The organism is Paraburkholderia xenovorans LB400 (assembly GCF_000013645.1).
Classification (GTDB): domain Bacteria; phylum Pseudomonadota; class Gammaproteobacteria; order Burkholderiales; family Burkholderiaceae; genus Paraburkholderia; species Paraburkholderia xenovorans.
Map to the genome: position 1 here is coordinate 2,695,768 of NC_007951.1, position 20,393 is coordinate 2,716,160.

The following is a 20,393-nucleotide window of genomic DNA, read 5'->3' on the forward strand; positions in this document are numbered from 1 at the left end:
AACAAAGGACTATCACATGCCATTTGACGAGCGCATGCTGAACGGCATGGGCGTCTTGACGGCGATCGTCGATTCGGGCAGTTTCGCGGCGGCGGGCGTTGCGCTCGACATGTCGCAATCCGGGGTCAGCCGTTCGGTCGCGCGGCTCGAAGCGCGTCTCGGCATCCGGCTCTTCGATCGCACCACGCGCTCGGTCGTGCTGACCGACGAAGGCCGGCGCTTCTACGAACAGATCGTGCCGTTGCTGGGTGGACTCGAAGAAGCGGCGGCCTCCGCCGCGCAGGGCGCGACCGCTGTTCGCGGACGTTTGCGCGTGAACATGGACCCGTTCTTTTCGCGCCTCGTGCTGGGGCCGAGGTTGGGCGGCTTTATCGACAGGCATCCCGATCTGCAGCTCGAACTGATCACCCGCGACCAGTTGGGCGACATGGTCGCCGACGGATTCGATCTCGCGATCCGCTTCGGCGACCCGCCGGTGTCGACGCTGATTGCCCGCAAGCTGCTGGACACGCGGATTCTCACCGTGGCCGCGCCGTCGTATCTGAAGAAGCACGGACACCCGGCGAACCCGGCCGAGCTCGAAAGCGGCAAGCACGTGTGCATCAAGTTTCGCGATCCGCTGACAGGCTACCCGTTCAGCTGGGAATTTCATCGCGGCCGCAAGAAGATCGTGGTGACGCCGCAAGGCCGTTTGACCGTCAACGACGTGGGCACCTTGCACAGCGCCTGCGTAGCGGGCCAGGGCGTGGCGCAGATTCTCGAACTCGGCGCCGAATCGCTGGTGGCGAGCGGCAAACTGGTCGCGCTGTTTCCCGACTGGTGCGACGAGGTTTATCCGCTGTATGCGCTCTACCCTTCGCGGCATCATCCGCCGGCCAAGGTTCGGGCGTTCTTCGAATTTATCGTTTCGCTCACGGGTGGCGCGCCGCGCGAACCGGCGGCCTGAGTGCGGTTGCGGCGACGTGCGCGCGCGGCCGCTCGCGTCAGGAAATCGTGTAGCGGTTTTGCGGGCCGCCGAGATACAGGCCGCGAGCGAGCGTCAGGATCTGCTCGCGATGCCGGTCGAACGCCGCCAGCACGGCGGGTTCATCCGCGCCCACGCTGGGGCTCAGATTCGAAATCACCGAACGGGTGACGATGAAAGCGATTTCGCGCGCATTGTCGTAGCCCCAGAAATTGACGCAGTGGTGCGAGGCGTCATAGCTGCGGCTCGGGTTCGGGAAGTTGAGGGACATTTCGTACTCCCGGGATAAAAGGTTCTCGTCCCACGGTGCGCTGAATGACGGGCGTGGTCAAGCGCTTGTTTGTAAGTGTGAAGGGGCGGCCCGATCTTGCGTGAGCGAGCAAGGAGCCGGCGCCGAGTCAACTCGCGCACCTGGTGATGCACCTGCAACACACGGCGGCATGACCGCAATGTTCTCATCGTGATGGCAATCCGCACTAAGGGATTGCTATGCCCACTTCCCTTGACCATCACGAGAAGCTCTATGTCGAATGCCATTTCCGGTTTGCACCAGACGGTCTGGACGCCAACCGGCACGTCGCCCGACAGGCGCGACACCTTCGCCCCGACGCACAACACTGCCGCACCGAAAAGCTCAATGGCGCCGAGTGAATTCGCCAGCACGATGCTGAAGAAGTACGACGGCGGCGACCAGTCGACCAACTACGCCAACGACGCCAAGGCAACGCTCGTCCAGCAACAGACGACTCAACTGCTGATGACCGGTTACCCGCCAGGCTTCGTCACCGCGCGAATGCATCTGGAGGGTCTTGCGCCCCTCACGGCGCAGATGGACGAAGAAACACGCGAGCGCTTCGCCGCGCGTGCGAAGACCGTGCTCGGTGAGCCGGACTCACAGCGCGACACCGATATCCGCCAACTCGAAACAGACGTGCAGACGGCACTGCAACGGACCCGCGCCGACCCGCTGCGCCGCCTGAATGCCATCTTCAATATGCCGGCCGGCGCCGGCCTGCTCGGCGAAAGCGGCACGCAACGCCTGCAGCAGTTGCGCAACCAGTACGGCGCATTCAGCGCGCCGGGCGCGACACCGCAGCAACGCGAGACGAGCTTCGCGCAGGCCGTCAGGATCAAGACCGAGATGCAGCGCGACATCCACAACAAGGCCAGCGACATTTACGCGGCGACCCGGAAGTCATGGAACGAATCGGCGGCCCGCGTGAACGGCATACTCGACGAGACGGCAAAGTACACGCCCGACACCCTCCATCTGCCGCACGATTCCGACGACCCCGATTGGGACACCAACACGCGCAAGCCCGCCTACGCGAAGACCTTTCCGTACCAGTCGGTGATGGAGAAGCTGCTTTCCGACGACGGCTATTCAAGCCAGGAACGCAGCATATCCTCGGCGCGCAAGCGCCCGCCCGAGCAGATTGCGCAGGATCTGCTGACGTTCCAGCAGGGTATGACGGACCCGAACTCGGCAATACACCGCCGCGTGCAGGCGCTGCAGGATACGGCGCTCGCGACGATGAACCAGCCCGGACCGGATCTGGACCACGTCGAGCGTCCGAAGACGTACGAGGACGTCGCCCGGACCCCTCCCGCCGCCGACAACGACTACGTCAACAATCTCGCGAAGAGCTACGGCGGCGCGCTCAAGGACATCGACGGGAAGAACCGCGCGATGCTGCGCGAGCATACGCCCGGCCTCGCCGACAAGATTCTCTACGGCATTGGCCGGGTGTTATCCGGCCTGTCGCCGATCCCGGGCGCCGACTGGCTGGCCAACAAGCTGCTCGACGCCGAATTCCCCGATCAAGGCGGCCTGACCCGGGAAGAAGTCGGCATGATCGACGCCGGAACGGCGCTCGCCGGCCTGTTGCTCGGCGGCATCGAACCCGAAGGGGAGCACCTCCCTGGCGCCGGCGAGCCTCATCCGTCCGGTGCCGGCGTGGCTCGCGACAAGCCGTCGCTGCCCGCCAGCTCGGTGGAGACGTTCGAGCATAATTTCCAGGGTAGCGGCAGCCAGCCGAACAAACGGGGCCCCACCGGATCCGGCAATCAGCGCACGTCGGATATCCCCACGCTGCCCACGCGCTACGCGGCCGAGCCCTCAGGCATGTTGCAGCCGGACCCGGGTCACGCCGGAGTCCTGACGGATCCAACGGGGCAGCAGTACATTCTGGATCACGGCCAGAGCTATCCGGTGCGCTACGACGCGGCCAACCGGACGTGGCGCCTCGTGCAGCCGGACAAGCCGACCGATCCGGGCGTGCCCGTCGAACGTCGGCCGGACGGCAACTGGCAACCACACGGCGATGTCGGCCTGCAAGGTGGCGGAAACGAGTCCAGGGAACGAACCACGGCCGTGGGCGACGAGCAGAAGGCCCATCAGTTGCAGCAGGCGCAACAAACTCTTGCCGACTTGCAAACCCAGATACACGCTGTGCGGCAGGATCTGGCCTCCACCGCGCAAAGAATTCAGGAGATAGAGGGGCTTCGAGCGGGGTACGAGCAACGCAGGGTGGACCTCGCGCAGCGGAAAAGTCAGGCAGAACAGGAGCGGCAAAGCCTGCATGCCCAGCTTCAACAGCTCCGGAGCACGGGGCAGCCCCTTGATCCGCACTTTCAGGCACACGTCCACGATTTCAACGGTCGAATGGACTCCGTTCTCGCGGACATCGCCCGCTACAACGATGAACTGGCGTCGATAACACAGGAGATAAACAGTCTAGGTTCGAGATTCCAGCAGCTCGGTGCCCAGCGGCAGCAATACGAGGATGTGAGCCGGGACCTTCAGACGCATATAAGTGCCGTGCAGCTCGAGTTGAATCAGTTGCTGAATTAGTCGACCGGGGCAATGCGGCCGCGCACGCCGCATTGCCCCCACCTCACGCCACTTCCTCCAGCAACTCCCGAACAGCCGCCCTCGCCTCGTGCGCCAGTTCCTTGAGATCGACCCCGTCGATCCGGTCATCGGCCACCACGCGCCTGCCGGCACAAAACAGCGCCGCGAGCGTAGGCCTGCCGCCCGATGCCACCGGCCCGATCGCCGGATCGTGCAAGCCGAAATACCGCGGGTCGTCGAGCCGGTACACCGCGAGGTCCGCGGCAAAACCCGCCGCGATCCTGCCGACCTCGTCGAGGCCCATGATCCGCGCGCCGCCCGCCGTGCCCCAGTGAATCACATCGGCCACGCTCGCCGCGTTCGCGCCGCCTTCGAAGCGGCCGCCACGAAACGTGGGCTGCGCCAGCATGCCGCGCCGCGCGCGTTGCGCGAGCCATGTCATGTGCACTTCGGAGATCATGTCGGCCGCTTCGTTCGACGCCGCGCCGTCCACGCCGATCGACACCGGCACGCCCGCGTCGGCCATCTCGCGCACCGGGCAAATGCCGCTGCCGAGGCGCCCATTGCTCTGCGGACAATGGGCGACGCCGGTGCCGGTTTGCGCGAGCAGCGCGATCTCGTCGGCGTCGACCTTGACGAGATGCGCGTACCACACGTCACCGCCGAGCCAGTCATGCTCGCCGCAAAACGCCACCGGCGACTGCCGGTATAGGGCATGCGCGCTGTCCTGATAGCCCACCGTCTCCGAGAGATGGCTGTGCAGACGCAGTCCCAGACGACGCGCCAGCGCCGCCGTCTCGCGCATTTCGGCGGGCGAGATCGAATACAGCACGGTGGTCGGCGCCATCACGACACGCTGCATCGCGCGCGGCGAAGCGTCGTGATAACGGGCGGCAAGCCGTTCGACATCGGCGACATAGGCGTCCAGCGTTTCGGGCCGCAAAGCGCTCGGCAATTCAGCTTCGAGCTGGCGCGTCTGCGTGGCGCCACCGCGCAGCAGCACGAAACGCAAGCCGAGTTTCTGCGCCTCTTCGAACAGGATCGCCGAACTGTCGAACGGCATGTCCGGGTAATACACGTAGTTGTGATCGGCCACCGTCGCGCAGCCCGAGCGCGCCAGTTCGATCAGGCCGATGCGCGCCGCGAGCCGGAAGCGCCGCTCGTCGAAGAGCGCCCGGAAGCGGTACGGCGTCGCCGCGAGCCACGGCGTGAGCGTGGCGTCCAGCCCGGCGGTATCGCCCTTGAGCAGCGACTGGAACAGATGATGATGCGTGTTGACCCATGCCGGGTAGACCACGCAATCGGTGGCGTCGACGATCGTCTCGCCCGGCCGTGGCGTGAGCGCGCCGATCGCTTCGATCGTGTCGCCGGTAATGCGGATGTCGGGACCGTTCACGCGCGCGGGATCGTCGGCTGAACCGCGGCCGCCGGTCATGATCGCCGCTGCATTGCGGATCAAGGTGGAAGGTGTCATGTGGTGTGTCGTCATGAGTTCGAGCCGGAGTTCGTTGCTAACGCAATCATGGGCATTCAAAAGCTTTCAAAGTTGGCTGTCGTGCCAGCCGCGCAAGCCCACGCGCGACACCCACGCTGTGATGGCGAACAGCACGACGCCCGTCACGGTGATCAGCAGCAGCGCCGCGAACAGACGCGGAATATTCAGCTGGAAACCGGCCTGCAGGATCTGATACGCGAGCCCCGCGCCGCTGCCGCCCGTGCCGGCGACGAACTCCGCCACTACCGCGCCGATCAGCGCCAAGCCGCTCGAAATCCTCAGTCCTCCGAAAAAATACGGCAACGCGCTCGGAATCCGCAAACGCACCAATGTCTGCCAGCGGGTCGCGCGATTGATCCTGAACAGGTTGATCAGGCCGGGGTTCACGCTGCGCAAGCCGAGCGCCGTGTTCGAGATGATCGGGAACAACGCCACGAGTGTCGCGCACAGCACCAGCGCGACGGTCATATCCTTGACCCAGATGATGATGAGCGGCGCGATCGCCACGACCGGCGTGACCTGCAACAGGATCGCGTAGGGAAAGAGGCTCGCCTCGATCAACGGACTCTGCACGAACAGCAGCGCGATTACGACACCCAGCAGCGTGGCCAGCGCGAACGCCAGCAGGGTGATCTTCAAGGTGGCGAGCAGGCTGCCGAACAGCAGCGGCGCATCCTGCACCAGCTCGCTCACGATCGCCGCGGGCGACGGCACCAGATACGCCGGCACTTTCATCACGACGCACCAGGCCTGCCACGACGCGAGCACCACGAGGCCGACGACCCACGGCGCGAGCGCCTTCATTACGCCGGGGCGTTGCAACCACGGCTGATGCCGGGCATTGGTAGCGGCACTTGTAGCGCGGCCCGCGGCAGGCCTCGCACCTTGCGCCGCTGTCGCGGTCTGCGAAGCGCCCGCCGCCCCGCGCCCGCCATTGCCCGAACGACCCGCAAGCACTTCGCCCGTCATGATTGCACTCCTGTTTCTTCGTTCGCGAACGACGCGCGATGCGCATCGGTGATCAGCTCCGAGAGCGTCTTGCAATGCTGCATGAACGGCGCGCTGACGCGATAGGCTTCGTCGCGTTTGAGCGGACCGTCGATCGGCACGTCGGCGATGATGCGGCCGGGCCGCGCCTGCATCACGACGACCCGGCCCGACAGATACACCGCCTCGTAAATGCTGTGCGTGACGAATACCACCGTCATGCCGCGCCGTTGCCACAGGGCGCGCAAATCGCTGTCGAGGCGGTTGCGGGTGAATTCGTCGAGCGCGCCGAACGGCTCGTCGAGCAGCAGCAGATCCGGCTCGGTGACGAGCGCGCGCGCCAGCGACGCGCGCATCTGCATGCCGCCCGACAGTTCGCGCGGCAACGCGTTGCCGAATCTGGCGAGCCCCACGCCGTCGAGCGCGGCGGCCACGCGCGCGTCGGCCTCGCGGCGCGGCACATGGGCGAGATCGAGCGGCAGGCGTACGTTGTCGGCGACCGTGGCCCACGGCATCAGCGTCGCTTCCTGAAACACCATCGACATGCGCCGCCCCGGCGAGCCGACCGTTCCGAACGGCTGTCCCCACCAGCGCATGTGGCCATGCGTGGGTGTTTCGATGCCGGCGAACATTTTCAGCAGCGTGCTCTTGCCGCAACCCGACGGCCCGAGCAGCGAAACGAACTCGCCGGGCTCGATGGCAAGCCGCACGTCCTCCAGCGCAATCGTGCCGTTCGGATAGCGCTTGTCGACGCGCTGCACCGAGAGCGACGGCGCGGCCGCGTCAGCAGTAAAGGCTTCAATCGTCGCCATGATCATTCCTCCATGTGGGTGGGCAAGACTTCGCGAAATACTTCGGACTCGCCATGATCGTTCAGCAGCTTGAGCAGCATGCGGCGCATCAGCAGGCCGGGCTGATCCGATTCCATATGGCACTCCTGCTGACGGCGCACGTCGATGCACGCGTCGTAGTCGGTGGCTTCGAGAATGTCGCGGTCTTCGTCGGTGATCGGGCGATCCCAGTCGATCAGTTCCTGCGTCGAGCAGGCGTCTTCGGTGTCGTTGCGATAGAGCCATTGCGACAGCATCAGCGTGCGGTCGTCGATCGGCGTCGCGCAGTTGTAGATGATGTGGTGGATACCGCTCGCCGGATACACGCAGCCGAAGCGCCGCGCGAACGGCATGAACCAGCGGTTGATCAGATGGCGCTCGGTGACTTCCTCCGTCGTGCCGGTGATGCGATAGCTCGCCGGCGGATTGCGCACGGGCACGTGCGTTTCGGCTTCGAAGCCCCATTCATGGGGGCGGAATTCGTACTTAGACGGCTTCGGGTTGTCGAACAGGCCGAAGTTGCCTTTATGCACGAAGCTGAAATGCGAGTTGTCGAACGAGTTCTCCATCATGCGCAGCGGACTCGTTTCCCAGCGCTCGTAAAACTGCAGGATGCGGCGATAGCCGGGCGCGCCGTCTTCGGGAAACCCGGGGATCGGCTGCAACGGATCCTCGAGCGCGACCCATGCATAGCCGTAGCGCTCCTCGCAACGATACGACGGCACCACTGCGCGCGACGGAATCGCCCCGCCGCTGTTCTGCGGAATCCTCACGCATTGGCCCGAGCAGTCGTAGGTCCAGCCGTGATAGCCGCAGGCGATGTTGCCGTCGCTATCGACGAATCCTTTCGAGAGTTTTGCCGTGCGGTGACAGCAGCGATCGCGCAACGCATGCGGCTTGCCGCCCGCGCCTTTCCATAACACGATCGGCTCGCCGAGCAGGGTGAACGGCTGCGGGCCGGCATCGAGCCGGGCCATTGGCATGATGGCGTACCAGAAGCGGCGCAGGACGTTTTGACGGGTGACCAGCATGTAATACTCCTTGTTCGGTGCGTTCAGACGTTCAGGTATGCAGATGATGTGAAGTGTCCGCGTCGAGAACCGTCCTCAAGGCATCACCTTCGCGTTCTGAATGAATTGCAGCGTGTAGGCCGCGTGATAGTCGGTGGCGGGTTTCAGCAGCCTGGCGTCGACCATGTAGTCGAAGGTCTTTTTCCAGCGCGCGTCGGTCATCGTGCCGATGCCCTGCGTAGCTGCATCGCCGCCGGTCACGAGCTTGAGCTTCTTCAACTGCGCGACGCCGTAGGCGAGCTGCGCGTCGCTCATCTGCGGGTTGTCTTTCTTGATCAGTGCATTGCCCGGCGCGGGATCGTTCAGATAGCTCTTCCACCCTTCCATCGACGCCTTCACGAAACGCGCCACTACGTCCGGCCTGTTTTTCACGGTGTCGCGCATCGTGACGATCGTGGTGTTGTACGGCGGATAGCCGTCGTCGGCGAACAGGAAGAAGTGCGCGTTCGCATGAGCCTGTTCGGCCTGGAACGTTTCAGACGACGGATACGCCTGCATTGCAACGTTCGGATCGGCGAAGAACGGTTGCAGGTTGAAGGTGTACGGGCGTGCTTGCGCTTCGGTATAGCCATACTTCGCCTTCAGCCACGGCCACCACGTCGTGCGGCCCGAACCGGCGACGAGGATCGTCTTGTTCTTCAGACCGGCGAGACTGGTCACGTCGGCGTGGGTCATCATGCCTTGCGGGTCGTACTGGAACGCGGCAGCCACCGTGGTGACGGGAATACCGGCTTCCACGCCCGACAGCACCTGAAAGTCGTAGCCGAGCAGAAAGTCCGCCTGACCGCCGGCAAGCAACTGCATGCCATTGACTTGCGGACCGCCCATCCGGATGGTTACGTCGAGCCCATATTTCTTGTAGATGCCGGTCGCGACTGCCTGATAGAAACCGCCGTGTTCGGCTTGCGCGTACCAGCTGGTCAGCAAGCTGACGTGGTCGTCGGCATGAGCCGGCGGCGCAATCAACGCGACCGCTACGGCGCCGGCCAGCGTGGCCGCAGCGGCGCTGCGCGTTGCGAATGAACGCGCGGACACCGCAAGGCGGGAGAGAAGATGCGAAATGCGCATGACTGAACTCCGTGTGAACGTGGGGAAGGTTGGGAACGTGAGAAGGCAAGGCTGAATGCCGTGCAGGGAACGGGCGATGTGACTGCTGCGCTGCGCGCAAGCCGAATCGATACGACGCGCAGGCATGCGCGAACGCGCCAACCGGCGCGAACGCAGATCACCGCGTGTGATCGCGATGATGCGCAACAACAGTCGGGGGAACATCTGGGGCAACTGCATCGCACGCTCCTTGTCGGCGGAACCGGACGGTTCCGTTCAAACGCCGAATCGCTTCGACGTGGGCGCGCGATGCGCCCCAAGAGCAATGCCCCACGGTGACCGGCATGGATATGCCGGCTCGCTAGCCGCTTCTACTCTGATTTTCCTTTAAGCGAATGTTGTGCCAACTGCAGCGAAGCGGCGTGTCACGCGCGCAGCCGGGCCCTCCGGCGCAACGCATGGGCGGCGCTCGCGTACGACTGCACTCGCGCGATGCGCGTCGGCACTGTCCAGGTGCAGACGCGGCACGCGGGCGTTTCGCTCATGGCGCACCGGATCATGAGGCCGGGTCTACGGCTTGCTGCAACAGTCATGTCATCCAGTCAGGAGAGAAACATGAGCGACACCAAAGAGCACGTCAACGGAAAGCCGGCGGACATCGAACATCCGCAGCCGGCCGTACATAGCGATAACGAGAAGAGCAAGCTGCCCGAGCGCGACGACGAAGGGCGCACCGAGTCCCCGGCAGACCATCCCGGCAAAAAACCCGGCGAGGGCGAACCGTCGGTCAGCTGACGTATTAAGCCGTAACCTACAAGCGGCTTTGCTGCATTCCGGCAGCGAAGCCGCATAAATATTCCCCTTCGACGCCCTTTCATACGCCAAACATTTCTTCCTGATTTTTACCGATTATTTTTCCGATGTGATGGACTAGTTTTCTGCTTGCAGCGACCTGTGCGCCAAGCGAACCGGCTGCCGCCCCTCCACAGATAAAAAAGGAGACGCTCATGTCCATCACCTCGACTTCCTTCCAGCCACCCAAGGTATCCATCTGCCTGCCGACTTGCGACCGAGCGGAACTGATCGCGACATGCATCGACTCATGCCTCACGCAGAGCTACGGCAACCTGGAAATCGTGATCGGCGACGACTCGAAGGACACCCGCACCGAGCAGTTGATCGCGGCGCGCTATGCGCATGAGCCGCGCGTGCGCTACAGGAAAAACCAGCCCGCGCTCGGCCAGGCGCGCAATGTCGCGAGCCTGTTCGAACGCGCGAGCGGCGACAAGATCCTGCTGATCCACGACGACGATCTGCTCGCCACGGACGGCGTGGAGAAACTGGTGTCGTTATGGACGCGACATCCGCAACTGGATGCGGCGTTCGGCGACCAGTACGAGGCCGATCACGGCGGCGCCATCGACTTCGAGGCAAGCGCGCGCCTGAACATGGCGTTTCGGCGCACGAAGGAAGCGGAAGGCCTGCAGGCTCTACCAGGCAGAACCGGCCTGGTCCAGATGTTCCCCAACAACGGCTGGATGGCCAACGCCGAACTCGTCAAACGGATCGGCTACGAGGAAGCGTATGGCGTGTGCTGCGACTTCGTGTTCGGCACCCAGCTGTGTCTCGCGGCGCGCGAGGTGTTCTATCTGCACGACTATGTGTCGGTGTATCGCAAGACCGCAAGCTCGATCTCGCATAGCACGCGCGGCACGACGCTCGCTGCGACGCTCAGCGCGTATGCGTTCGTCAGGGCGCTGAAGTTGCCGGCAGAACTGGAGCCTTCGCGCAGGCTGGCGTTGCGCCGTCTGGCGCCGATCGTCGTGTCGGTCCACGCGAAGAATCGCCAGGCGCTGCCCGGCTTCAAGGTCGCCTTCACCCATCTGTTCGCGTACAGGTATGGGCTGAACATGCGGCTCTACTACCATCTTCTGATGCTCACGCGCAGCGCGTTGAGCGTGCACCGGCAGGCCGTGGCGGCGGCCGCGGTCGCGGCAGTGACCACTGCGCCCGCCGTTGCCGCGGATCCGGCCGGCGCCGTCAAGGAGTTCGTTTCGGAGTTCGTCAGCGATCGATCGGAGCCGGTGTGACGCAACGCCGGTGCGGTACTCGCCGCCGGTTAGTGCGGTGCGATAAGCGTGTTTTCTGCTAAGCATCCTCTGCTAAGCAAACGCGTATTTGTTGCTTGGTCCGGCGTGGCGCGCTGATTAGGATAGGTGCGAACACCACCAGACCCGAGGCGATACGCCATGTCCGACAGTGCCTGTTTCAAGCCGCGTGTGATCGAACCGGTCGTCGTCAACCAGCCCGAAGGCTTGGGCCTCGCGGTGGAGTTATGGCTCGCGCAACCCGTGGATGGCATTACCGGCCGAGCGCTGCAGATTCATTTGCGCAGCGACGCCAAAATGGCCCAGGCCGAAGCGCTGCGCGATCTGCTGCATGCGTTGGGAACGGAGATCATCGTGGCGTGAGTCTGCGCCGCGCCTTCGACGCGTGCGGCCCGCTCGTATCGCCCGGGCCGCGAAGAAGTAGCGCGCCGGTTACATCGGGGCGCTGCTTCTGAACCGCATTCGTCGTCGTGCGTCAAGCGCTCACGGCGCGTGCCGCAGATACCCTTCTTTCGACGGGTCACGCATGAGGAACGCTACGACACCGGCGATCGCGCACATGGCCGTCACATACCAGTAGAACGTGGACTCGCTGCCCGCCTGCTTCAGCCACAGCGCGACATATTCCGCCGAGCCGCCGAAAATCGCATTGGCCACCGCATACGACAACCCCACGCCGAGCGCGCGCACTTCCGGCGGGAACATCTCCGCCTTGATCAGGCCGCTGATCGACGTATAAAAACTGACGATCGCCAGCGCCGCCACCACCAGGCCAAAGGCTGCATACGGGCTCGTCACGTCTTTCAGCGCGTGCAGCAGCGGCACCGTGCCGATGGTTGCGAAGAACCCGAAGAACAGCATCGAGCGGCGCCGGCCGATGCGGTCCGACAACGCGCCGAATGCCGGCTGCATCAGCATGTAGACGAACAGCGCCGCGGTCATCACGTTGCTCGCCGTCTTCGCGTGCATGCCCGCCGTGTTGACCAGGTACTTCTGCATGTAGGTGGTGAACGTGTAGAAAATCAGCGAGCCTCCGGCCGTGAAGCCGAGCACCGTCATGAACGCGCCCTTGTGCAGCCAGAGGCCGCGCAGCGTGCCGGCTTCCTTGCGATGGCGCGTCTCCGCCGTGGTGGTTTCGTCGAGCGATTTACGCAGATACAGCGCGATCAACGCCGCCAATGCGCCGATCACGAACGGCACGCGCCAGCCCCACGCCTTCAGCTCTTCGGTGGAGAGCGTCTGTTGCAGCACCACCAGCACCAGCAGCGCGCACAACTGCCCGCCAATCAGCGTGACGTACTGGAACGACGCGAAGAAACCACGCCGCCCCTTGAGCGCGACTTCACTCATATAGGTCGCACTGGTGCCGTATTCGCCGCCCACCGACAGCCCCTGGAACAGCCGCGCGAGCAGCAGCAGCGCCGGCGCCAGCGCGCCGATCTGCGCGTAAGTAGGAAGCACCGCGATCACCAGCGAGCCGCCGCACATCATGAACACCGACACCATCATCGCGGTGCGCCGCCCGTGCTTGTCGGCAAGGCGGCCGAAGAACCAGCCGCCGATCGGGCGCATCAGGAAGCCGGCGGCAAACACACCCGCGGTGTTGAGCAGCTGCGTGGTCGGGTTGCCGCTCGGGAAGAACGCCGGCGCGAAGTACAGCGCGCAGAACGAATATACGTAAAAGTCGAACCACTCGACGAGATTGCCCGATGAAGCGCCAACGATCGCAAAGATGCGGCGCCGGGTGTCGTGGGCCGAAGCCACGGATTGGTCGGTTAGGTCGGTCATGCCTGTTCTCATTCCTTGTCTTTAAACGGAGTTAGCGGTCGTGGCGCCGCCTTCACAGCGCGCGCGTCGAGGTGCCCCGGTGGCATGGCTCGCGCGTGCGCGAATTTTACAGAATTGCAAGGAAGAGATGGTGATTTGTCAGGTGAAAAATCAGTCGAAAAAAAATCCCTGCCAGTCGCGTGACTGGCAGGGACTTCTCACGGATTCAATCCGGTTTCGATGCGAGCGCAACTTCAGGAAGACGTCACACCCTCACCGCAGGCGGCACATACCGGCATTCATAGCGCTTGCGGACCGTTCCATTCTCATCGACGCTCTCCAGATACACGTCGAACTGCCACAGTCGCGCCATGTGCTTGAGCACTTCGTCGCTGTCGCCGGAAAGGTGCCGGTTGTCGCTCATGAAATGCCGCAGCGTCAAACTCCGGTCGCCACGCGTATTCACCGACCACACCTGAATGTTCGGCTCGCGGTGATGCATATCGTACTGCCGCGACAATGCCTGACGCACGTACTGGTAGCCGCTGTCGTCGTGAATCGCGGAGACTTCGAGCGCGTCGCGCATGTCGTCGTCGAGCACCGAGAAAAGGCGCATTTCGCGGATCAGATGCGGCGACAGATACTGCGCGACGAAACTCTCGTCCTTGAAGTTGCGCATCGCATAGTGCATGGCGGGCAACCACGGGCTGCCCGCCAGTTCGGGGAACCACTTGCGGTCTTCTTCCGTGGGTGCCTCACAGATGCGGCGAATGTCGCTCATCATCGAAAACCCGAGCGCGTACGGATTGATGCCGCTGTAATACGGCTTGGTGACCGGCGGCTGATAGACCACATTGCTGTGCGAATGGAGAAACTCCATCATGAAGCCGTCTTCCAGCTTGCCCTGGTTGTACATGGTGTTGAGCAAGGTGTAATGCCAGAACGTCGCCCAGCCCTCGTTCATTACCTGGGTTTGCCGTTGCGGGTAAAAATACTGGCCGACCTTGCGCACGATGCGGATCACTTCCCGCTCCCACGGCTCCAGCAGCGGTGCGTTCTTCTCCGCGAAATACAGCAGGTTTTCCTGCGGCTCCGGCGGATAGCGTTCCTCGATTTCCTCCGGCAACGGCGTATGCCGGGTCGGCAAGGTGCGCCACAGTTCATTCACCTGCGATTGCAAATACGCTTCGCGTTCGCGGCGCGCCGCGAATTCCTTTTCGAGCGACAGCTTCTGCGGACGCTTGTAGCGGTCCACGCCGTAGTTCATCAGCGCGTGGCACGAATCGAGCAGTTCTTCGACACGGTCGAGCCCGAAGCGCTCCTCGCACTCGGCAATGTAATTCTTCGCGTAGACGAGATAGTCGATGATCGCGTGCGCATCCGTCCACAAACGGAACAGGTAGTTGCCCTTGAAAAACGAGTTGTGCCCGTAGGCCGCATGGGCGATGACGAGCGCCTGCATCGTCATCGTGTTCTCTTCCATCAGATACGCGATGCAGGGATTCGAATTGATGACGATCTCGTACGCCAGCCCCATCTGCCCGCGACGGTAGCTTTTTTCGGTGGAGAGAAAGTGTTTGCCGAACGACCAGTGACGGTAGTTCACCGGCATACCGACGGACGCGTACGCGTCCATCATCTGTTCGGCGCTGATGAGTTCGAGCTGGATCGGATACACGTCGAGTTCATATTGCTCTGCAACACGGGCAATATGCGAGTCGTACTCTTCGATCAATTCGAAGGTCCAGTCGGACGGGCACGGCAGAGGCCGTCTATCGGCTACGTTCATACGGACTTCCCTTTGCCCCGCAGTGGGCGTTCCGGTGTGTCCCCGTGCTGCAGCGGTGTCGACTGCTCCGGCTGCGGCGGCTCCGGTATCGTCCGCCTTTGCCTCGGCATGCCCCGACTGTTGCTGCTGCGGCACGCCTTTCCCACGCTCCGGCTGATAGCCGCGCGCTTCGTTGTGCAGGTGCTTGCTCGTCATGAATTAGCCGCCTGCTTTTCAAACAACTCCCGGAACACCGGATAAATATCGGCCGCGGTCTCGACCTTCTTCATTGCCATGTGCGGCTGGCTCAATGCCAGTTGCGCATATTCGAGCCACAGGTTCTGCTCTTCCGGTGTCACCTGAATATACGCAAAATAGCGCACCTTCTCCAGGATGTCATCCGAGAGTATCTTGCGGCACTTTGGCGAGTCGTCGGTCCAGTTGTCGCCGTCCGACGCCTGGGCGCCGTAAATATTCCATTCAGTCGGCGAATAACGCTCGTCCATTACCTTCTTCATCAGCTCCAGCGCGCTCGATACTACCGTGCCGCCGCTTTCGGTCGAATGGAAGAAGGTGTCTTCGTCGACCTCTTCGGCGCGCGTATGGTGGCGGATGAACACCACCTCGATACGCTCGTAATTGCGCTTGAGAAACAGATACAGCAGGATGAAGAAGCGCTTGGCGAGGTCCTTGCGCTGCTCGTCCATGGAACCGGACACATCCATCAGACAGAACATCACCGCCTGGCTCGAAGGCGTGGGCTGCTTCACGCGGTTCACGTAGCGCAGATCGAAGGGATCGATGAACGGAATCCGCCAGATGCGCCCGCGCAAATGGTGAATTTCCTCTTCGAGCAGCTTGATCTCTTCGCGACGATCGTCGGGATCGGCTTTCATCGTCTCGAGTTGCCGTTCCATCTCGTGCAACTGGTTGACGAGCGGCGCACCGAGCGCGATGCGGCGGCCGAGCGCGCTGCGCAGCGAACGGACCACGTCGATGTTATTCGGCGTGCCTTCCGCAGCCCAGCCCGCGCGGATGCTTTTCCACGTGGGCACGGCCATCAGATGGGTTTTGACGAGACGCGGCAGTTCGAGGTCGTCGAAGAAATACTGCATGAACTCTTCGCGGCTCAGCTCGAACACGAAGTCGTCCTGACCCTCGCCTTCATTGCTGGCCTGATTGCCCCCGCCTCCGCCGCCGCCCCCTTGCGGGCGCTGGATCTTGTCGCCGCGGATGTAGTCGGAATTGCCCGGATGCACCATTTCCCGCTTGCCGCCGGGCCCATGCCGGAACGACGGCTCCGCAATGTCCTTGCGCGGAATGGTGATGCTCTGGGTGTTCTGAATATCCTTGATGCTGCGATCGCGCACGGCTTCCGAAACTGCGCGACGAATGTAGTTCTTGACGCGACGCAAAAAACGTTCGCGATTCGCAATGCTCTTGTTCTTGCCTGCCAACCTGCGGTCGATGATTTGATGAAGCACGCCCGGTCTCCAATCCCATGCAGCTGCGCTAATTTCCGGTGCGCGAGACGCACGCTGCGCGATGCAGCGCTATGTCCATACAGCTTGCGCCTCGCAAGGTGCCCGCGCGACCCTGCCGCGCGGGCGGCACGCAATGCGCATCATGACGACTTGCGCACGCGCAGATACCAGTCACACAGCAAGCGCACCTGCTTCGGCGTATAGCCCTTCGTCACCATACGATTGACGAAGTCTTCGTGCTTGCGTTGCTCTTCCGCCGAGCCCTTGGCGTTGAACGAGATCACCGGCAACAGCTCTTCCGTGTTCGAGAACATCTTCTTTTCGATCACGACGCGCAGCTTCTCGTAGCTGACCCATGCCGGATTCTTCCCGCCATTGGCAGCACGCGCACGCAGCACAAAGTTCACGATCTCGTTGCGGAAGTCCTTCGGGTTGCTGATGCCCGCGGGTTTCTCGATCTTCTCCAGTTCGGCGTTCAGCGCCGCGCGGTCGAAACTCTCGCCGGTGTCGTGGTCGCGGAACTCCTGATCCTGAATCCAGAAGTCCGCATACGTCACGTAGCGATCGAAAATGTTCTGACCGTACTCGGAATACGACTCCAGATACGCGGTCTGAATCTCCTTGCCGATAAATTCCGCATAGCGCGAGGCAAGCACGTCCTTGATGAAGGACAGATACTTCTGCTCGGTTTCCGGTGGGAACTGCTCGCGTTCGATCTGCTGTTCGAGCACGTACATCAGGTGCACCGGATTGGCCGCGACCTCGGTCGAGTCGAAGTTGAATACGCGCGAGAGGATCTTGAACGCGAAACGGGTCGACACGCCGGTCATCCCTTCATCCACGCCCGCGAAATCGCGGTACTCCTGATAAGACTTGGCCTTCGGATCGGTGTCTTTCAGGTTCTCGCCGTCGTACACCTGCATCTTCGAAAAGAGGCTCGAATTCTCCGGCTCCTGCAAACGCGTGAGCACGGACATCTGCGCCATCATCTTCAAGGTGCCCGGCGCGCACACCGCATTCGCGAGCGAAGAATTACGCAGCAGCTTCTCGTAGATCTTGATCTCTTCACCGTAGCGCAGGCAGTACGGCACCTTCACCACGAAGATCCGGTCGAGCAGTGCTTCGTTGTTGCGGTTGTTGCGGAACGCCTTCCATTCGGACTCGTTCGAGTGAGCGAGAATCACGCCGTCGAACGGGATTGCACCGAAGCCTTCCGTACCCTTGAAGTTGCCTTCCTGAGTCGCCGTGAGCAGCGGGTGCAGCACCTTGATCGGCGCCTTGAACATTTCCACGAATTCGAGCAGGCCCTGATTCGCGAGACACAGGCCACCGGAGTAGCTGTAGGCGTCCGCGTCATCCTGTGCGTACTGTTCGAGCTTGCGGATGTCGACCTTACCGACCAGCGACGAAATGTCCTGATTGTTTTCGTCGCCCGGCTCGGTTTTGGCTATACCGATCTGGCGAAGGATCGACGGGTAGCGGCGCACCACGCGGAACTTGCGGATGTCGCCGTTGTATTCGTGCAGGCGCTTGACCGCCCACGGACTCAGGATGCTTTTCAGGTAGCGCCGTGGAATGCCATATTGTTCTTCGAGAATCGGGCCGTCTTCCTCGTAGTCGAACAGACCGAGGGGCGACTCGTTCACGGGCGAGCCCTTGATCGCGTAAAACGGCACACGCTCCATGAGCTGCTTGAGACGTTCCGCGATCGACGATTTACCGCCGCCGACCGGGCCCAACAGATACAGAATCTGCTTCTTTTCTTCAAGCCCCTGGGCCGAGTGCCGGAAGTAGGCGACCACCTGCTCGATCACCTCTTCCATTCCGTAGAACTCACGGAATGCGGGGTATACCTTGATGACCTTGTTCGCGAAGATGCGCGACAGGCGCGGATCGTTACGAGTGTCGATCTGTTCCGGCTCCCCGATCGCCGTCAACATGCGTTCGCCAGCCGTGGCGTACGCGGCGGGATTGTCTTTGCAGAGCGCGAGATACTCCTCGAGCGAGAGCTCATCTTCTCGCGTTTTCTCGAAGCGGGTCGCGAAACTGCTGTAGATATCCATGCTACCTCCTCGCCGAAGTCTAGACCGATGTCGTGCGCGGCGCGCTATTCGGAAACGACATCGCTCGAATTCATCCTAAACCCTTTTAAATTTTTTTTCACGAACTACGTTGCGAAAATCGCGCCGCATTCGCCTCCCGACATTCCTCACTTGGAAACAAAGTTTCGACCACCTACAATCTTGCACTCATATCGCAGCGATTGCGGTCATGCGCCGCTGCCTTTGCACTCATGCCTCGACGCCGCATCAGCACTCTCGCGCAGTGCTGCTCAGTGCTCCTGCCATACTGTCCTGCGGCAGCCGTTACGTTCATCGAACAATCCCACTGCTGTATCAGACAGCGTGTCTGCACACACACACTTTGTTGCCGAAAGCGCGCACGTCTGGCCGCTTTCTGTGTCCAGCCACTTTTTTCATCAACGCGCGACACAAGCGTTCGGTCTACACAAACAGTCGGCTGTTACATGTTGATGCGCAGTTAGTGTGCCGTGCCAATCTGAAACAGACTGCGCCTGTGCCACATCACCCGGTTCGTCAACGCGTGAGCGGTTTTGTTCCGCACGCTTTCGCGAGCGCGTCACAATTCCCGCGTGAACCGATAAAGCTTCGTCCTTCACATGCCGCTTCGCATTAACCGCGTGAGCGGCATGGTTAGTCGCATGTTTAACTGGATGACGGCAAGACCGTGCGCCGTTCCAATAGGTGTATACGGCAGCGGCGCCGTCACGGATGCGATGAATGTAAAACGGCTGCCCGCAGGCAGCCGTTCGAGTGAAATTCCGTAATGCGCTGTTACAAGCGCGACGTCTCAGGTCAGTTCGATTTCCACTTCTCCGAGGCCGTCGATATGTCCGCGCACGATGCCCGCTTTGTGCAGCCGGTGAGCGCCGACGTACGAACCGGTGGTGAGCGTCCATTCCGGCTCGATGGTGATGCCCATCGCGGCGCAATGGTTGACGAACCACACCAGCAATTCGCGCGGGTCGCCCGCCGGATTGCCCGTGGCTTCCGGGATTAGCGAATCGCCGTCGAAACTCAGCTCCAGTTCGGGTGAAACGAAGTCGAAGCCACGCGCCAGGCCCGCGTACGCGACCGGATGGCCCGTAATCAACGCGCCGTTGTTTTGCGCGTCGGCCAGCTGCGCAAGCGGCGCGACGTTCGGCCACTCGGTGAATCGGCTGTCGACGATCTCGATGGCCGGCAGCACGACGCCGACTTTGGCCAGCACCTCGTCGCGCGCATAGGCGCGGCCGCGGGGCTCGATCGCCTCCGCGAAGCGGAATGCGATCTCCAGTTCCACCAGCACCCGGAAGAAGCTGTCGTGCGCGATGCGCGCCGGCGACGGCAGCACCAGCGAGCCCGGAATCGGCGCGCCCGCGGCGGCGCCGCCGGGCACTTTGGCGCCGATCTTCCAGCCGCCGGTCGATTCGCCGAGACCGGCGATGACCGCCTGCTGGATCGCGTACGCGGTTGCCGCATCGGGCGGCAGGCTGTCGGGGGCGGGCACATCGATCGGGCGATGCTGCCGGCGTGCTTCGACGAGGCGGTGCGCGAGGTCGTGAGGCGTCATGTCGGTCCTTTGGGGCTGGCGCATTGAGCGGTTGAGTATGGCGTGCTGGTGAATGGATGGCCATGTGTGGCAGCGCTCGAAGGCGGCGAAACCACGCCCGTCGGACTGACGCTGCGCGTCAGCGATCGCCGCAACATGCCTGCAGCGTCCCAGGGGAACTCCCTTCGGGGCGCAGCCCGGGAAGAGTTCCTTCGGGGCGTCCGTCAATGTACCGGATCATGACGCTCGCCAGGGGTACGGACTGCGCTCGCAAACGTTACTTAACGCGCTCACCATGAAAAAAGACCGCGAATGCCGATGCAATCGCGGTCTTTTTGAGCAACGTAGCCACGGCGCCGGCAGATTACCCAGTTACTGGGATCCATCCGCGCGGCGGGAATGAATGT

At 62.6% G+C, this 20,393-nt stretch carries 17 protein-coding genes; 5 read left to right on the forward strand and 12 right to left on the reverse strand.

What is annotated here, in order from left to right:
- The first annotated feature begins 16 nt into the window (after window positions 1–16).
- Window positions 17–946 carry a LysR family transcriptional regulator gene (locus tag BXE_RS11940; protein ID WP_011488557.1) on the forward strand — a complete coding sequence of 310 codons (930 nt, stop codon included), beginning with the start codon at window positions 17–19 and terminating at the stop codon, window positions 944–946.
- Window positions 947–983: 37 nt separating this feature from the next.
- Here BXE_RS11940 and BXE_RS11945 read toward each other — a convergent pair whose 3' ends face one another.
- Window positions 984–1,235: a DUF1488 domain-containing protein gene (locus BXE_RS11945; protein WP_007181749.1), complete on the reverse strand. Its 252-nt coding sequence runs from the start codon at window positions 1,233–1,235 to the stop codon at window positions 984–986.
- Window positions 1,236–1,487: 252 nt separating this feature from the next.
- Here BXE_RS11945 and BXE_RS11950 point away from each other — a divergent pair, with 252 nt between their 5' ends.
- Entirely contained in the window at window positions 1,488–3,818 is a 2,331-nt protein-coding gene (locus BXE_RS11950; protein ID WP_038457887.1) for a hypothetical protein, read from the forward strand.
- Window positions 3,819–3,861: 43 nt separating this feature from the next.
- Here the strand turns inward: BXE_RS11950 and BXE_RS11955 are convergent, their stop codons facing one another.
- From BXE_RS11955 to BXE_RS11975, 5 genes are all read right to left on the reverse strand, one after another.
- Window positions 3,862–5,292 (reverse strand): amidohydrolase family protein, encoded by a 1,431-nt coding sequence (locus BXE_RS11955; protein ID WP_167540874.1) that lies wholly within the window; start codon window positions 5,290–5,292, stop codon window positions 3,862–3,864.
- Window positions 5,293–5,358: 66 nt separating this feature from the next.
- Window positions 5,359–6,117: an ABC transporter permease gene (locus BXE_RS11960; protein ID WP_011488560.1), complete on the reverse strand. Its 759-nt coding sequence runs from the start codon at window positions 6,115–6,117 to the stop codon at window positions 5,359–5,361.
- A gap of 161 nt (window positions 6,118–6,278) precedes the next feature.
- Window positions 6,279–7,112: an ABC transporter ATP-binding protein gene (locus tag BXE_RS11965; RefSeq protein ID WP_011488561.1), complete on the reverse strand. Its 834-nt coding sequence runs from the start codon at window positions 7,110–7,112 to the stop codon at window positions 6,279–6,281.
- Between the two features lie 2 nt (window positions 7,113–7,114).
- Window positions 7,115–8,161 carry an aromatic ring-hydroxylating oxygenase subunit alpha gene (locus BXE_RS11970; protein ID WP_011488562.1) on the reverse strand — a complete coding sequence of 349 codons (1,047 nt, stop codon included), beginning with the start codon at window positions 8,159–8,161 and terminating at the stop codon, window positions 7,115–7,117.
- A 75-nt stretch (window positions 8,162–8,236) separates the two neighbouring features.
- Window positions 8,237–9,268, reverse strand: a complete 1,032-nt coding sequence (locus BXE_RS11975) for an ABC transporter substrate-binding protein (protein WP_011488563.1) — start codon at window positions 9,266–9,268, stop codon at window positions 8,237–8,239.
- Window positions 9,269–9,862: 594 nt separating this feature from the next.
- Here BXE_RS11975 and BXE_RS11980 point away from each other — a divergent pair.
- Window positions 9,863–10,042, forward strand: coding sequence for a hypothetical protein (locus BXE_RS11980; RefSeq protein WP_081435516.1), 180 nt, complete (start codon window positions 9,863–9,865; stop codon window positions 10,040–10,042).
- Between the two features lie 79 nt (window positions 10,043–10,121).
- On the opposite strand, the gene BXE_RS47890 is transcribed toward BXE_RS11980, so the two are convergent.
- Window positions 10,122–10,256 (reverse strand): hypothetical protein, encoded by a 135-nt coding sequence (locus BXE_RS47890; protein ID WP_267886352.1) that lies wholly within the window; start codon window positions 10,254–10,256, stop codon window positions 10,122–10,124.
- On the opposite strand from BXE_RS47890, the gene BXE_RS11985 reads away from it, so the two are divergent.
- Both BXE_RS11985 and BXE_RS11990 read left to right on the forward strand, forming a co-directional pair.
- Window positions 10,255–11,337 (forward strand): glycosyltransferase family 2 protein, encoded by a 1,083-nt coding sequence (locus BXE_RS11985; protein ID WP_011488565.1) that lies wholly within the window; start codon window positions 10,255–10,257, stop codon window positions 11,335–11,337. The two genes, BXE_RS47890 and BXE_RS11985, sit on opposite strands and share 2 nt — an antisense overlap.
- A 159-nt stretch (window positions 11,338–11,496) precedes the next feature.
- Window positions 11,497–11,718, forward strand: coding sequence for a hypothetical protein (locus BXE_RS11990; protein WP_011488566.1), 222 nt, complete (start codon window positions 11,497–11,499; stop codon window positions 11,716–11,718).
- A gap of 120 nt (window positions 11,719–11,838) precedes the next feature.
- On the opposite strand, the gene BXE_RS11995 is transcribed toward BXE_RS11990, so the two are convergent.
- The 5 genes from BXE_RS11995 to BXE_RS12015 form a co-directional block, all read right to left on the reverse strand.
- Complete coding sequence (locus tag BXE_RS11995; RefSeq protein WP_011488567.1) at window positions 11,839–13,143, reverse strand: MFS family transporter; 1,305 nt, start codon at window positions 13,141–13,143, stop codon at window positions 11,839–11,841.
- Between the two features lie 244 nt (window positions 13,144–13,387).
- Window positions 13,388–15,106: a SpoVR family protein gene (locus BXE_RS12000; RefSeq protein ID WP_038457884.1), complete on the reverse strand. Its 1,719-nt coding sequence runs from the start codon at window positions 15,104–15,106 to the stop codon at window positions 13,388–13,390.
- Window positions 15,103–16,374, reverse strand: coding sequence for a YeaH/YhbH family protein (locus BXE_RS12005; RefSeq protein WP_011488569.1), 1,272 nt, complete (start codon window positions 16,372–16,374; stop codon window positions 15,103–15,105). The genes BXE_RS12000 and BXE_RS12005 overlap by 4 nt, the downstream gene beginning before the upstream one ends.
- A 140-nt stretch (window positions 16,375–16,514) precedes the next feature.
- Window positions 16,515–18,437: a PrkA family serine protein kinase gene (locus tag BXE_RS12010; protein WP_011488570.1), complete on the reverse strand. Its 1,923-nt coding sequence runs from the start codon at window positions 18,435–18,437 to the stop codon at window positions 16,515–16,517.
- Between the two features lie 808 nt (window positions 18,438–19,245).
- The gene (locus BXE_RS12015) at window positions 19,246–20,007 is read right to left on the reverse strand and encodes a 2-keto-4-pentenoate hydratase (RefSeq protein WP_011488572.1); all 762 of its coding nucleotides are present in this window, start codon (window positions 20,005–20,007) and stop codon (window positions 19,246–19,248) included.
- Window positions 20,008–20,393 lie beyond the last annotated feature (386 nt).